Annotated in this window: 10 protein-coding genes; 7 read left to right on the top strand and 3 right to left on the bottom strand. The window is 54.6% G+C overall.

Annotation, left to right across the window (positions count from 1 at the left end; translation table 11 throughout):
- Positions 1 to 106 precede the first annotated feature (106 nt).
- Positions 107 to 403: a hypothetical protein gene (locus WW58_RS13085; protein WP_128153382.1), complete on the top strand. Its 297-nt coding sequence runs from the start codon at positions 107 to 109 to the stop codon at positions 401 to 403.
- Positions 404 to 1259: 856 nt separating this feature from the next.
- Here the strand turns inward: WW58_RS13085 and WW58_RS05660 are convergent.
- On the bottom strand, positions 1260 to 2222 hold the full coding sequence (locus tag WW58_RS05660) for a carbohydrate kinase family protein (protein ID WP_046436172.1): 963 nt from the start codon (positions 2220 to 2222) through the stop codon (positions 1260 to 1262).
- A 412-nt stretch (positions 2223 to 2634) separates the two neighbouring features.
- Between WW58_RS05660 and WW58_RS05650 the strand changes: the two genes are divergently transcribed.
- The 6 genes from WW58_RS05650 (at position 2635) to WW58_RS05620 (ending at position 12427) form a co-directional block, all read left to right on the top strand.
- A complete protein-coding gene (locus WW58_RS05650) occupies positions 2635 to 3138 on the top strand; it encodes an 8-oxo-dGTP diphosphatase (RefSeq protein WP_046436031.1) in 504 nt (167 codons plus the stop codon).
- 850 nt (positions 3139 to 3988) lie between these two features.
- On the top strand, positions 3989 to 5188 hold the full coding sequence (gene kbl / locus WW58_RS05640) for a glycine C-acetyltransferase (protein WP_046436027.1): 1200 nt from the start codon (positions 3989 to 3991) through the stop codon (positions 5186 to 5188).
- A 14-nt stretch (positions 5189 to 5202) separates the two neighbouring features.
- Positions 5203 to 7842 (top strand): SUMF1/EgtB/PvdO family nonheme iron enzyme, encoded by a 2640-nt coding sequence (locus WW58_RS05635; RefSeq protein ID WP_046436025.1) that lies wholly within the window; start codon positions 5203 to 5205, stop codon positions 7840 to 7842.
- Positions 7843 to 8004: 162 nt separating this feature from the next.
- The gene (locus WW58_RS05630) at positions 8005 to 8775 is read left to right on the top strand and encodes a ParA family protein (protein WP_012419139.1); all 771 of its coding nucleotides are present in this window, start codon (positions 8005 to 8007) and stop codon (positions 8773 to 8775) included.
- Between the two features lie 240 nt (positions 8776 to 9015).
- The gene (locus tag WW58_RS13080) at positions 9016 to 11763 is read left to right on the top strand and encodes a protein kinase domain-containing protein (RefSeq protein ID WP_180975852.1); all 2748 of its coding nucleotides are present in this window, start codon (positions 9016 to 9018) and stop codon (positions 11761 to 11763) included.
- Between the two features lie 85 nt (positions 11764 to 11848).
- Positions 11849 to 12427 carry a hypothetical protein gene (locus WW58_RS05620; RefSeq protein ID WP_046436023.1) on the top strand — a complete coding sequence of 193 codons (579 nt, stop codon included), beginning with the start codon at positions 11849 to 11851 and terminating at the stop codon, positions 12425 to 12427.
- A gap of 315 nt (positions 12428 to 12742) precedes the next feature.
- Here the strand turns inward: WW58_RS05620 and WW58_RS05615 are convergent, their stop codons facing one another.
- Together WW58_RS05615 and WW58_RS05610 are read right to left on the bottom strand one after the other, a co-directional pair.
- A complete protein-coding gene (locus WW58_RS05615; protein WP_237970300.1) occupies positions 12743 to 13435 on the bottom strand; it encodes a hypothetical protein in 693 nt (230 codons plus the stop codon).
- A 19-nt stretch (positions 13436 to 13454) separates the two neighbouring features.
- Positions 13455 to 13994, bottom strand: a complete 540-nt coding sequence (locus tag WW58_RS05610; RefSeq protein ID WP_046436019.1) for a hypothetical protein — start codon at positions 13992 to 13994, stop codon at positions 13455 to 13457.
- Between the last annotated feature and the right edge of the window lie 354 nt (positions 13995 to 14348).

The raw sequence follows: 14348 nt of genomic DNA, 5'->3' as shown, positions 1-14348 counted from the left end.
CTTTTCTCTATTCGATCACATGGCTTCTTTTCTGTCCAAATAGTTTGAGACTGTCCCTGTCAATACACATACCCTTAAGTCTGCGCTTAAGGAGTACAAGGCTCCCATGGTCAAAATATCCCTCCTGCAGAGAGAAGGCGTCATTCTCAATCTTCGCCGGGAGATTTACCTGTGTCTTCCTGAAGAAGGGGAGGGCACTTATTCTCGTGAACTTGTCGCGAACCATCTTCTTCATTCCTCCTATGTTTCTTATGAAACGGTATTATCCAGGGCAGGAGTGATACCGGAACGGGTGGCTCTTCTCAAGTCCTCCTGCATGAAGCGGAGCAAGGTGTTTGACAATGCGACAGGTCGTTACGAGTACACATTCAGGCGCCCGAGGCTTATTTTCCGATTGGCCTGACCCGGCAAAAGACGGAAGAAGGGTATTTCTACCTGACAGCGACTCCCGAAAAAGCTTTGTGCGATTTGATTGTCTCTTCATCCAATCTTCACATTCAGTCGATGAAGACCATGCGGTCTTATTTGAATGAGTACCTGAGAGCTGACTGGGACATGATCACCGGGATGGATATCTCCATTATCCGGGCATGTGCCGAAAAGACGAACAAGAAAAAGAACTAATTGAATTTTCTGGAAAGGACGATGTCATGCCTTTCATCAAAGATCAGAACACGCTTAATATCTGGTCGACAGAGTACTTCCTGCAATTAGCGGACATGGTGAAGTTGTCCTAGGAAAATACTCAACCTCATTCGACCAACAAAACCCTTCTTGCATTCGCTTGATTTACTCCATATTCGGAAATTTACTAATGCAGTGAATTCTGAATATAGAGTAAATTTCCAATCTCTTAAAAAGACATAAGAGGGCAGATTTTACACCTGCGAAAAGGCATTCAAAAAGGGCTTGCTTCTGCACGTTTGGTAGCCTATTGGTAGCCGAGAGGAGTTAAAAAACGTTTATTATTGATAATCAATAGTAATGCATAGGACTAAGGATCTAGTGGTGATAAACCGTAGGGGTTCGAGTCCCCTCCCGAGCACCATCCTCTTTCATACCGCAAGTTGCTGGTTTCCAGCTCTTGCGGTTTTCGTTTGCCGCCGGCGGGAAAATAAGCCGCAACACATTTTTTATCAACAGGGGAGGGCATGCGCTATAAAAAGAAAGGCATTTCCCCACTTCCGGCCCCCCCGAACTCTTACTTGCCGGAAACAATCCGGACGTAATCAGTAAAGGATTGGCCCTTACGGCATCCGTTAAAAACCCTCCGCCATCAGGGCCACGGCTTCTTCACGGCTCGGCATGGAACGGATGGCTCCCTTGCGTGTCGTCACAATGGAAGCGGCGGCATTGGCGAATAAAAGCATGTCCGCCAACTGGCCTTCCGTCAGGTTTTCCAGCCCGGTTTCCAAAATCCGGTCCAGGCAGCATCCCAAAAAGGCGTCTCCGGCTCCTGTTGTGTCAATAGTCTTGACATTCAAGTACGTAGGCTGGTGAATAAGTTTGCTTTCATAGGCAGCCCAGCTTCCTTTTCTGCCCCCCGTCACCAGAATAAGGCGCAAATTGTCGAACTCCCTCTGCAAAATCCTCAATCCTTCTTCCATGGTGGCGCAGCCGGTGAGAAAGAAAAGTTCCTCCATTTCTATTTTCATGATGCCGCATGCGCCGCATCCGTAGAGCATTTGTTCCCGGGCCAGTTTCATATCAGGCCACAGGGGCGGACGGAGATTGGGGTCAAAAGAGATGAGTTCTCCTTTTTTCCGCGCATGGCTGACGGCATGCCGGGTAGCCCTCCGAACATCATCATGCGTCATGGAAATCGTCCCGAAATGGAAGACGCGCGCGTGCTCCACCAATTCAAGGTCCACTTCTCCCGCAGTCAGCTTCATATCGGCGCCGGGATTACGGTAAAAGGAAAATTCACGGTCTCCGTGTTCGTCAATCTGAACGAAAGCCAACGTCGTATTGACTTCCCGGGATGCGACGAGACCTGAATCTCCGATGCCTTCTTCCTGAAGCGTGCGGCGAAGCATTTTCCCGAACATGTCGTGGCCCACCTTGCCAATAAAGGAGGTTTTGCGCCCGAGCCTGGACAGCATGGACAGGACGTTGCAGGGCGCTCCGCCCGGATTGGCCTGATAAACGGGCAGTTCCCGGTCATTTATTCCGCAGGGAGTGAAGTCTATCAGCAATTCTCCGAGAGCTACGACGTCATACATGCTTTTGCAAATGTTGAAAGTAAACCTTCCGGCGAAATATAAACCGGGAGAGATAAAGAAGCATAGAACGCGACGGCCTTGCGGGAAAAGGAAAAAGAGATTCATTCCAGTCATGGCGGAAAAGGAATTTCCCTTTTTATCCCGCCCTGCAGAAACCTCGAAGGTTGATGGAGCATCCGAATGTGAACAAGTATGGCATATATCCCTAACGCCCTCCACTCAGGAAATGCCCCCTTACGGGCATTTATGGGCGCGACTTCTTCTGCTCCCTCCCATTCCTCCGCAACAAACACGCATTTTCAAGGCATTTCAAGCTTCTTTAAGAGAATTCAACCCTTTTCAAGCATGTGTGATGGTCACAGTATTCCGCATTTTTCTTCATGATTCCCTTCCCATCCTGTAATATGCGCCCATGCAAGAAAAAAGCAGCGGCTTTCAATGGCCCGCACAGTGGACCCCCGATATTCTCGCCACGTTAATGTTCGTGGTGCAGAAAGGAAGGATTCTCCTGATACGCAAAAAGAGGGGAATCGGCGCGGGCAAGGTGAACGGCCCCGGCGGAAAGTTTGAACCGGGGGAAACGGCCCTGCAATGCGTTTTGCGGGAAGTTCGGGAAGAGCTTCACATTGATATTGAGGATGCCCGGGAAATGGGCGTGCTGAATTTTTCCTTTGCCTGCGGCACCATTCCGGAAATCCGCTGCCATGTGTTTATGGCGACGTCTTTTACAGGCACCCCCACGGAAACCCCCGAGGCGGAGCCCTTCTGGTGTCCGGTGGACGGGATTCCCTATGACCTCATGTGGCAGGATGACCGGTTCTGGCTGCCCGCCATGCTGGACGGGAAACGGTTTGAGGCGTTTTTCACGTTCGAGGGGGACCGGATGATGGAATTTTCCCTGAAAACCGGGGATTGAACCGCCAAGAAACCCCAGGTTGCGGCCTCCTCCCTTTAAGCCGGATGGGGAACGCTGAACTTTTTTTATTCCGTCCTTCCCCACGGAGGCAACAGATTCAGAAGGAGGGGGAAACAGTACTGCCCGGCGCTCCAGAAAAGATTCCCTGAAATTCACCTGAAGGTGGGGGGCAAAGAGGGGGGCATTTGCCCTTGAAGACCATTCTGAACAGCAGCTTAACGTTGAAGGGCCGGTTTCCGAAAAAAAATGGACCTTTCCCCTTGTACCGGGATGCATCGTATTCATCCCCTTCCCTCCAGGTATCCTGAAACGGATCATAGGAATTGCTCCGGACGCCTGCATCGCAGAGGTTTCCCCATGGCGTCCAGAAAAAGGAAAGTTCTCCCTGCCGGAAACCGGTTCCGGCTTGAGGTTCATGCGAAGGGCTGGAATTCAGCCAAATCCGCGGCTCCGTAAGAAAACGGGAGGATGATTGCATAACCGGAACCGATAATGGAGGTTTAAGGGAGCAAATCAGCTCCGGCCTTTATTTTTTCCAAGCGCATCCGAATATCCACTGGTGCATCAAATCCCTTTTCCGTGAACGGGCGGGGGCTTTTCTTTTTGCCCGGTATCCGGGAAATGCTGATTTTTCCGACGTTTTGCCTTCTTTTTCAGGTAAGGCGCGGATGCCTGCGCCCCTGCCGCTTTTTTACTTTGCACGGGGAAAGGACGGCTCCCGCCTCCGGGCATCAGGCCGTATTCTTTAAGCTTTTCCTCCCGCCTCCGTTGTGATAATGATACGGGAGCAATCGTGTGATCCTTGATCGTTCACTTGCTGACTATTTCAATTCATATTCCATTATTCAACATGTATACCCCCGAATTCAAAAACATCCTCACTTCCACCCTGGACGGACTGCGTGCGGAAGGACTTTACAAAGAAGAACGCTTTATCGCCTCCCAACAGTACTCCCAGGTGACGCTGAAGGACGGACGCTCCGTCATCAACATGTGCGCCAATAATTATCTGGGCCTTGCCAATAATCCGGAAGTGATGGAAGCCGCCAAGAAAGCCATCGACCAGTGGGGTTTCGGTATGGCGTCCGTGCGTTTTATCTGCGGCACGCAGACCCTTCATCGTCAATTGGAAGAACGTCTTACCCAATTTCTCGGCACGGAAGACACGATTCTGTTTCCCTCCTGCTTTGATGCCAACGGCGGGCTGTTTGAAGGCCTCCTGACTGCAGACGACGCTATTATTTCCGATTCCCTGAACCACGCTTCCATTATTGACGGCGTGCGCCTCTGCAAAGCCAAGCGCTTCCGTTATGCCAACAACGACATGGCAGACCTGGAAGCCAAGCTTCAGGAAGCGGACGCCTCCGGAGCGCGCGTGAAGCTGATTTCCACGGACGGCGTCTTTTCCATGGACGGCATCATTGCCCAGCTGGACAAGATTCACGAGCTGGCTGCCAAGTACAATGCCATTGTCCACTTTGACGACTGCCACGCCACGGGCTTCCTGGGCGAAAAGGGCCGCGGCACGCATGAATACCGTGGACTGTTCGGCCATATAGACATCACCACCGGTACCCTGGGCAAGGCACTGGGAGGCGCTTCCGGCGGCTACGTCTCCGGCCCGAAGGAAGTGGTGGATGTCCTGCGCCAGAAGGCGCGCCCGTACCTGTTCTCCAACAGCGTGGCCCCGGCTATCGTAGCCGCTTCCATCAAAGTGCTGGACCTGTTGGAACAGTCCACGGAAGCGCGCGACCGCGTAGAAGCCAATACCAAGTATTTCCGTGACGCCATGACGGGAGCCGGATTCACCATCGGCGGCAAGGACCACCCCATTTCCCCGGTCATGCTGGGAGATGCCGTCCTGTCCCAGAAATTCTCCGCCCAACTTCTGGACGAAGGAGTGTACGCCGTCGGCTTCTTCTATCCCGTCGTTCCCAAGGGACAGGCCCGCATCCGCACGCAGATTTCCGCTGCCCATACCCGCGAACAGCTGGACAAGGCGATTGAGGCCTTCTGCAAGGTAGGTAAAAACCTGGGCGTTATTTCCTGATTCCCGCGCTTTCCATGGCTTCGGACGCATCACCCATGCCCGGCGGCAACCTGCCGACGCTGCCCGTCAAGCGGGTGGTGCGTCCCACTCCCTCCATTCCGGACCATGAAGTTGTGCGCCAGATAGGGAGCGGCGCGTACGGAGAAGTATGGCTGGCAAAATCCCTGACCGGGGCGTGGCGCGCCGTCAAAATCGTATGGAGGGAGGATTTTGAAGACGAGCGTTCTTTCAACCGGGAATTTGAGGGCATTCTCCAGTATGAACCCATCGCCCGCAACCATCCGGGGCTGGTCCATATCCTGCATGTAGGGAGGCATGACCAGGATTCCCCGTTTTATTATTACGTCATGGAACTGGGCGACGACGCCCGCACCGGGGTTCATATTACACCGGACGAATATATTCCGCGCACGCTCCAGACGGACAAGAAGTTTTCCGGCAACAAGCCTCTTCCCCTGGATTACTGCCTGGAGGTAGGCAGCCAGCTGGCCCACGCCCTGCTGTACCTGCACAGCAAGAACCTGACGCACCGGGACATCAAGCCGGCGAACGTCATCTTTGTCAACGGACGCCCCAAACTGGCGGACATAGGCTTGGTGGCCCATCTGGACCAGCGCAGCTTTGTAGGGACGGAGGGATTCATCCCCCCCGACGGCCCCGGCACCCGGAGGGCGGACGTTTACGCGCTGGCCAAGGTTCTGTATGAAATCAGCACGGGAAAGGACCGCATGGATTTTCCCGAACTCCCGGATGACTTGCCGGAAGGCACCGTGCGCAAGAAATGGCAGGCCTTCAACACCATCATTTGCCAGGCGGCGGAACCCCGCATTGAGGAATGCTCCATTGATTCCGCAGAGGAGCTGGCGGAAAAAATAGACGCCCTCCGGGGGTATGAAGTTCCTTCCCGTTTTCGTCTTCAGAAGAAAAAGAAACGCCGCAAACTCAGACGGGCTCTTCAGCTTCTGGCTGCAGCCGTCGCCGGAGCCCTGACTGCCTACTGGGGGGCTTTATGGCTCAACAACAGCCAGCATCCGCCGGAGGAACCTGCCTCGGATGTTCATCCGGATATCCAATCATCCGCTCCGGAAGAAGAATCCCGGACCGGATACGTGCTGGTGACCAGCTCCCCGGCGGGAGCGTCCGTGTATGATGCGGACGGCAACTATCTGGATGAAACGCCCTACGGCCCCATTGAACTGCCTTCCGGCTCCCCGGTAGCCTATACCATCAAGAAATCGGGGTTTGCGGACAAGGAAGAAGCGGGAACCGTCAAAGGAGGGTCCACGCTGGCCCTGGGCGGTGTGCTGAAGGAGTACCATCCCCCTACGGACAGCCAGCCCTGGAAGGATACGGAGGGTGTTACGTACCTGCCCGCAGAAACACGCCATGTGGCGCAAGGCCCCCTTACCGCCGCCCTGTTCAACAAATTTCTGAGGGAAGACCGCCAGAAAGGGAATTTCCAGATGAAAAGGGAACAGACGGAACCGGGGCATCCGGAGAAGGATGTGGCCCTGCTCACGCAGGACGGCATCACGGCCTACCTGGCATGGCTGAACAAGAAATGCGAACGGGAGGGGCTGCTGGGCAAGGAATTTTCCATCAATGCGGATCCGCTTCCGCAGGCTTCCGGCAGCACGGAAAATCACAATGCCTACGTCCTGAACGTCACCCGCGTGTTCCAGGTGCCCATTACCGTCACCACCAATCCGCCGGGAGCCAGCGTCTTTTTCAATAACAGGCTCATCGGGCGCACCCCCATTGAAGAATACGTCAACCAGGTTCCCTACGTCATTGAAATCAAACTGCCGGGGCACGCCACCATGCGCCGCAGGGGGCTGGATCCGCAGGATTTATACCTTTCCCTGCAGTTGGAGCCGGACAAGTCCGTCGTCTTTGGCTCGCCTTGGACTAACAGCCTGGGCATCAAATTGGTTCCTGTGGGAGGAAATGCTCTGGTCATGACCCACGAAGTGCGCGTAAAGGACTTTCAGGAATTCCTGAAAGCTACCGGAAGGAAAGCTCCGGCCCGGCCCGGCTTTCCCCAGGGAGAAGACCACCCGGTGGTGAACGTCAGCAGGCAGGATGCGCGCGCCTTCGCCAGATGGCTTACCAGCAAGGAGCGGGCACTGGGCTTGATTGATCAGCACGACTCCTACCGTCTTCCCAAGGATGAGGAATGGAGTTCCTGGGTGCGTCTGACGGATGAACAGGGAGCCTCCCCCTATGAAAAGACGCTGCCTCATGAAAACTCCCGGGAAGCCTTCCCGTGGGGGTATTCATGGCCGCCGCCTGATAAAACGGGAAATTTTGCGGATCAGTCCGCCCTGATTTACTTGCCGTCCTCCCGCGTTATCGTAGGATATAACGACGGGCAGCCATACACGGCTCCCGTAAAAACCTTTCCGCCCAACCACCTGGGCCTGTACGACCTGGAAGGAAACGTCATGGAATGGGTAGACGATTCCTATGGGGGGCCGGAATCTCTCCCCATCCGCAACTACGGCGTCGCCCGCGGAGGCAGCTACCTGTCCTTCCGCCCCAAACAGCTCACCACTTCCATCCGCACTCCCCTGCCGGAAAATACGAGGGATAACGCGCTGGGCTTCCGTCTTATCCTGTCTTCCGAACGCCCCGCCATTCCAACAGCTCCCTGACGCCGTATCTGCGGCAGCGTTTCTCCCCCGCTCTTCCCCTCCCTGAAACACACCGCCCCCCAAGGGAGAAAGCCCTGAGGCTTGAGAGAGCTTCCGGCTCTCCGGGAAAATGATTGAAAGGACCTCCCGTTATGCTACCATTTTTCCGCATCCTTTTCCTGAATGAAAATCATCGCCATCGCCAACCAGAAGGGGGGAGTGGGAAAAACCACTACGGCCATCAACATGGCTGCCGCCCTGGCTCAGCTGAAAAAGAAAATCCTTGTCATTGACCTGGACCCGCAGGCCAATGCCACCAGCGGCATGGGCATTGACGGAAAAGACATGCCCAGCCTGTATCCGGCCCTGCTCGGCCAGCTTCCGGCGGAAGAGTGCATCCTGCCTTCCGGCAGGAAACGGCTGGATATCATCCCCTCCACCATGGACCTGGCCGGCGTGGAAATAGAATTGGCCCGTTCCGGCAACCATCTGACCCGCCTCCGGGAAACGCTCGCTCCCCTGCGGGAGTCAGACACCTATGATTACTGCATCATGGACACGCCACCTTCCCTGGGCGTTTTAATGACCTCCGCCCTGGCCGCCTGCGACGAAGTGCTGACTCCCCTCCAATGCGAATGGTTCGGTTTGGAAGGGCTGGCCAAGATTCTGCACGTGACGGCGCAAATCTGCGCCAGCGGCGCCAATCCCCGCATTCGGCATGAAGGAGTACTGATGACCATGTATGACGGCCGCACCAATCTTTCCCGCCAGGTCATCGACCAGGTGGAACGGCATCTGCCCCAGATGCTGTACAAAACGGTCATCCCCCGCTCCATCCGGCTGGGGGAGGCCCCCAGTTTCGGCCACACCATTTTTGAACACGATCCTTCCGGAGCTGCGGCGGACGCCTACCTGAAAGCAGCCCGGGAATTCATCAAACGCCATAAACCCTGAACATTTGAAGAAACAAGCTTCCCGGAATGCCGCAAACCTCTGCGAGAGGAACAGGCAGAAAGGGCACCGCAGAAAACTTCCTCCTTCATTTTGCCTTCCGGGTTTGTTGCGTCCATTTAACGTCAGGAAAACATCTTCCATACCGCCCCCCCCGGAGACGGAGGAAAACAGGCATTCCCCTTGACTTGACTTCCGCGGCATATAAGAATGCTCCAGCTCCGTTTCAGGAACTTTCCCCTCATGCCAGCAGAAGAAGGCCAGCCAGACGACCAGCCCCGGGTGACAGGGCAAGTCCCGCCTCCCGCTCCGACGACAGGCCTGGAACAGATTCTGCCCGGACGTCCGCCCCTGCCCCATGCGGAAGAAAAAGGGGCCTTTTTCGTTTACCAGCGGGAGCTGGCTCCCGGCACGCGCCTGGAACAATATGAAATCATCCGCGTCCTGGGTAGCGGAGGTTTTGGCATCACATACCTGGCGAAGGATCTGTTCCTGAACCGCAACGTGGTTATCAAGGAAAACTTCCCTTCAAGATACTCCTACCGGGACCCTCTGACCGGGCATATCCGGCCCAATAATGAACACGATCTGGAAAATTACACCTGGGCTCTGAAAAGCTTTCTGAGCGAGGCTCAGACGCTGGCGGAGCTCAACAACCCCGGCATCGTCAGAATCCTTTCCGTCTTTGAAGCCAACGGCACGGCCTACTTCGCCATGGAGCATATTACCGGCCTTTCCCTGGATTATCTGGGGGAAAAACTTCACAGCACCGGGCACCGGTATACGGAAGACGAACTCAAGGGGCTGCTGACGCGCCTGCTCCGGATTCTGGACTATCTCCATTCCCGGCACATTTACCACCGGGATATCAAACCCGGCAACATCCTGCTGACGGAGGAAGGCACGCCCGTGCTGATCGACTTCGGAGCGGCACGGCATGCCCTGAAACTTCATGCCGCCACCGTCCTGACCACCCAGGGGTATTCCTCCCCGGAACAGGCGCTGGGCAAAACGAATATCGGCCCGTGGAGCGATCTCTATTCCGTAGGGGCCACTTTTTACGCCCTGCTTACAGGAAATCCTCCGGACCGCGCGGAAGCGCGCCTGGCGGAAGATGAAATGCAGCCGCTGCACAGCGATCCCGTGCTCACCCGCTATTATTCAAGGCAGTTCCTGCTTTCCCTGGACAAGGCGCTGGCCCCCCAGATCAATTGCCGTTACCAGACTGCCGGCGAATGGATTCACGACATTTGCGCCATTTCCGGGGAAGAATCCTCCGCCACTATTCAAGTCCTCCCGGCAGACCTCCGCCATGCCCATCCGGAAGGAATGCCAACTCCCGGCGCCGGGAAAAACATCGGCAGCAGAAAGGCCGCCACCGGAACGGACGGTCTTCATTCCGCCTCACGCAGGCAGTCCGCACGCGCTCTTCGCCGCAACCGCCACATGATGTCCCTGCTGGTAGGAAGCGCATGCACCATCCTGCTGGGAGCGGGAGCATTTTATCTGCTGGATTACATGAAAAAAGCCCCTATGGGCACTACCATCAATACCATCAAGGAAGCCATCCAGCAGCCCGCGGCAAGCTCCAACGTGGGAGAACCGGAACCGCCGCCACGGGATCTGGCATCCATCCGCATTCCGGAACTCAAAATAACGGAAGACGCGGCGCTGGAACCGCGGTCGCTGACGGAGTTCCGTTTGCGCCTTGACGACACCATCCTGACCCGTTCCGGGCTTCCTCCCATCCTGCCGGAAAAACTGCGCATCTCCTGCATTTATCTCCAAATCATTCCCCCGGCAGCAAACGGGGAAAAACTGTACCTCACCATCCGGGACTCCAACGGCGTCCTGGTAGACCGCTCCATCAATGCCGTCCCCTCCTTCACGGTGCCGGGGCAATCCACCTCCACCTTCTTCTTTCCCGCACTTCCGGAACTGTCCACGGACCGCACCTACACGTACTCCTTTGAAAATGCCGCCCACCAGGCCGTTCCCATGCAAATGGCATGTTTCAAAAACGAGACGAAACGCACGGAGGAAGCCTTCCCGAAAATCCGTTTCATCGCTGCTCCCCCCGTACCGGAACCGGCCCTGCTCCATGACCCGGCCTACAAAAATCTTGTGGCGGCAATCGCCGCGCCCTCCCCGGAGAACAAAAATATTCTCGACCAGGCAAATTCCATGCCGGGTATGCTGCCGGCCCTGGAGCAACTTTCCAAAGCCGGCTACCCGATAGCCCAGCAGGCACTGGGGAAAACCCTCATATCTCCGGACTGTCCCGACGGTTCCAGGCCGGAAGAAGGCGTGGAATGGCTTTACCGTTCCGCCACAGGAGGGTGCTATGAAGCCATGAAGGAGCTGGGCATTCTGCTCATGGACATCCCCTCCTACTTTCCCCGCCTTCCCCAGCAGCCTCCCCTTGCCTCCCGGGATTACGCCCAGGCAGCGCGTTTCCTGAGAATGGCGGTCCAATACCGGGACCAGGAGGCCCTGTACCTGCTTTCCCTCATGTACTCCCAGGGCTGGGGCGTACCCGCCTCCCCGGAACTTTCCAGCCTGATGATGGAACGCCTCAATGGATCCTCCTACTCCACGGACAGCCTGAATCCCAACGCGCCTATCGCGGCGTACTGGCTTCCCCTTGCCGGAGAAAAAAACACCATTCTGCGCTTCACTATTCCAGGGCCGTTCGCCCCGTCCCAGCTCAAGGGCGTTACTCTGCACAATACAAGCCTGAAGGATGCCTTCTCCATCAGTAAAATCAATATTCTCCAACATGGGCGCCTCATTCTGGACATCATTTCCCCCCAGGAAGTGCTGCCCGGTAAAAGCTCCGCTCCCATAGGCATATCCATCCCGGAAGGGCTGCTGGCGGATACGACCCTGCCTCTGGAAGTGGAAATTTTGCTGACCCCCGGAAACAGCTGCGGCGTGGTGGAAATGCCCCCTCCGGTGGAAAAGAAAAACTCCGGAATTGAAATCAATTAAGCTTCACCGCTTTTCAACGCGAAACAACAACAGGGGAAACGGAAAACACCCTTGATTCCCGCCTGGGGCATGCTACAAAGGATAAATGAATGCCCCTGTTTTCCTGCGGCGCATGCTCCCTATGCTGGCCGCGTTCCTGATGGTCTCCTGCGGTGATCCTACCGTCTCCTACTGGAAAAAGGCGGCGGACATCAATACGGAATACTCGGAAAAAAGCGACGTACTGGTGCAACGCCTCCTGAAACTGAAAAAGAACCCTACCCTTCCGGGCCTGGAAGAAAGCAGCAGGGATGCGGCTGACCTGTTGCGGGAAAGGGACGAAGAACTGGCGGACCTGAGCACGAAAAACGTGGATCCCGCCGTGACGGCCTATGTGGAAGAAGACCGCAAGCTTTTTGCCAGAGGAAGGGAATTGGCGGAACGCTACCAGCAATACTTTGAAAAATATCTTAAGGGAGGACCGGATTTTACTCCGGATCCTTCCCGGGCCGTCGCCCATATAGGCCGGGGCCGGCAGGAAATACGCAAAATTCTGGCAGAAGCCCGAAAACTGGAAGAACGGGCTGAAATGCTGAGAAAAGAAAAATCAGCTGAGCTTGAGCAAGAACTTCCTCCGCTGCACTTTCGCCTTCCGGAGTTGAAACAACTTCTATCCAGCCGTTAGAAAACGCGTACGAACCATTTGCATCAATGCGGAGTCACCGCCAGTCTGACAGCGGCCTTTACACTGCACGGGCGGACACAACCGGCTCCTGAAACTTTCCCCGTCCATGTTACGGAAATATCCCTTCCCTGGATTTACAGGAAAAACGAGTCCCCCTGCTGTCCATCGTCGTTTATTTCAGCATTCAAATTTCATTCCCTGAATACCCCTTAGCACAGGCTTCATAGTTTAAAATTCCAAAGAAGGGGTTTGCCTCCCCTCCACAAAAAAGCCCCGTTCATATTTCATGAACGGGGCTATATTAATTTTTCAAATTCACCTGGGAGTTTGATCAATGACGATAAAATCCTTTTTCCCCACATACTCCCTCCGGGCATCCGGATCTCCATATCCGTCCCGGAAACGTACTTCCAATTCGTATATTTTCCCGCTGGCCAGAGGTTGTAAACAGGTCAGCAGCAGGTATGCATCCTTGACAGGCACTTCATGTTTCTCTCCGGGGTTTAGAGTAATAAAGCGCATAAGATTCGCGACACGCTCCATTTGATAGGAGGGAAGATACCATGCCGTTGGCCTTTTTCCCTTCTTTCCGTTTCCCTGACTCCATATCTTGATGATCATATTCGGCCCGCGTTCCTTGAGAGGATAGAAGTCGTCGAAAAGACGCACAGCCTTTTCTCCCTTATTGGCAAACACCAGCTTGAAGTCCGGAAAAACGGCTCTTGGATCGAACGAAGCCTTTTCCATCACCACGGAACATTCAACCCCGTTATCGGCCATATCCCCCCATGCAGGAGCATGGAAGAACAGGCTGGCCAAAAGCCCTAAAATTTGGAAGATTTTCTCATTGCAGCGCGAGCTTTTGGGAGAAGGCGAGAATTCGCGCTTCATCGTCGAGTTCCCTTCGTACTTCCCTTCCTGGATAGGTTCCCTGTCCATCGTGACGTTGAACGCGACCGCATTGCCACTAGAGGGATCGTAAGCGTTATTCTCATACTTTAAAGCCACCTTGTAATAAAATGTCTCACTATCTCCAGGGCGATTGATCGACCACGGAGAAATCTTTTCTTCCTACATACTTCCTCCGAACACCGGGATCTCCATATCCGTCACGAAAGATTACTTCCAACTCATATTTCTCACCATTGATAAGACGGCGAAAAGGTTTAAGATAGAGCATTAGCAGGTACGCATCCTTAATGAGCACTTCATGCTTTTCTCCGGGCTTCAGCGCAATGAAGTTCAAGAAACGTCCTCGCTCAATTTGATACCTGGGGTTGTACCACGCAGCTTCTTTCTTCTGCCCTCGTGTTTGTTTTTGAAAAATCTTTATGAAAATATTCGGGCCGTTATCCTTGAGGGGATAGAAATCATCGAACAGACGCACGGTCTTTTCGCCCTTGTTCGTGAACACCAGCTTGAAGTCCGGGAAGGCAGCCCTCGCATCAAATTCGGTTTTTTCCATCACCACGGAGCATTCCACTCCGTTGTCGGCCATGTCCCCCCATGCCGCGGCATGGAGGGACAGGCTTGCCAGAAGTATTAAATACCGGAAGATTTTTTTCATTGCAGCGCGAGCTTTTGGGAGAAGGCGAGAATTCGCGCTTCATCGTCGAGTTCCCTTCGTACTTCCCTTCCTGGATAGGTTCCCTGTCCATCGTGACGTTGAACGCGACCGCATTGCCACTAGAGGGATCGTAAGCGTTATTCTCATACTTTAAAGCCACCTTGTAATAAAATGTCTCACTATCTCCAGGGCGATTGATCGACCACGGAGAAATCTTTTCTTCCTACATACTTCCTCCGAACACCGGAATCTCCATATCCGTCACGAAAGATTACTTCCAACTCATATTTCTCACCATTGATAAGACGGCGAAAAGGTTTAAGATAGAGCATTAGCAGGTACGCATCCTTAATG

Source organism: Akkermansia sp. UNK.MGS-1, assembly GCF_000980515.1.
In the GTDB taxonomy this organism is placed as follows: Bacteria; Verrucomicrobiota; Verrucomicrobiia; order Verrucomicrobiales; family Akkermansiaceae; genus Akkermansia; species Akkermansia muciniphila.
The sequence above is the reverse complement of the archived record's forward strand: the minus strand, read 5'-3'. Positions and strand labels throughout refer to the sequence as shown.

Excerpts from the sequence above, each read along its gene's own strand:
- WW58_RS05660 (WP_046436172.1), bottom strand. The coding sequence starts at position 2,222 with ATGTATGACGTCGTAGCTCTCGGAGAATTGCTGATAGACTTCACTCCC.
- WW58_RS05610 (WP_046436019.1), bottom strand. The coding sequence starts at position 13,994 with ATGAAAAAAATCTTCCGGTATTTAATACTTCTGGCAAGCCTGTCCCTC.
- WW58_RS05620 (WP_046436023.1), top strand. The coding sequence starts at position 11,849 with ATGAATGCCCCTGTTTTCCTGCGGCGCATGCTCCCTATGCTGGCCGCG.
- kbl (WP_046436027.1), top strand. The coding sequence starts at position 3,989 with ATGTATACCCCCGAATTCAAAAACATCCTCACTTCCACCCTGGACGGA.
- WW58_RS13080 (WP_180975852.1), top strand. The coding sequence starts at position 9,016 with ATGCCAGCAGAAGAAGGCCAGCCAGACGACCAGCCCCGGGTGACAGGG.
- WW58_RS05630 (WP_012419139.1), top strand. The coding sequence starts at position 8,005 with ATGAAAATCATCGCCATCGCCAACCAGAAGGGGGGAGTGGGAAAAACC.
- WW58_RS05650 (WP_046436031.1), top strand. The coding sequence starts at position 2,635 with ATGCAAGAAAAAAGCAGCGGCTTTCAATGGCCCGCACAGTGGACCCCC.
- WW58_RS05635 (WP_046436025.1), top strand. The coding sequence starts at position 5,203 with ATGGCTTCGGACGCATCACCCATGCCCGGCGGCAACCTGCCGACGCTG.
- WW58_RS13085 (WP_128153382.1), top strand. The coding sequence starts at position 107 with ATGGTCAAAATATCCCTCCTGCAGAGAGAAGGCGTCATTCTCAATCTT.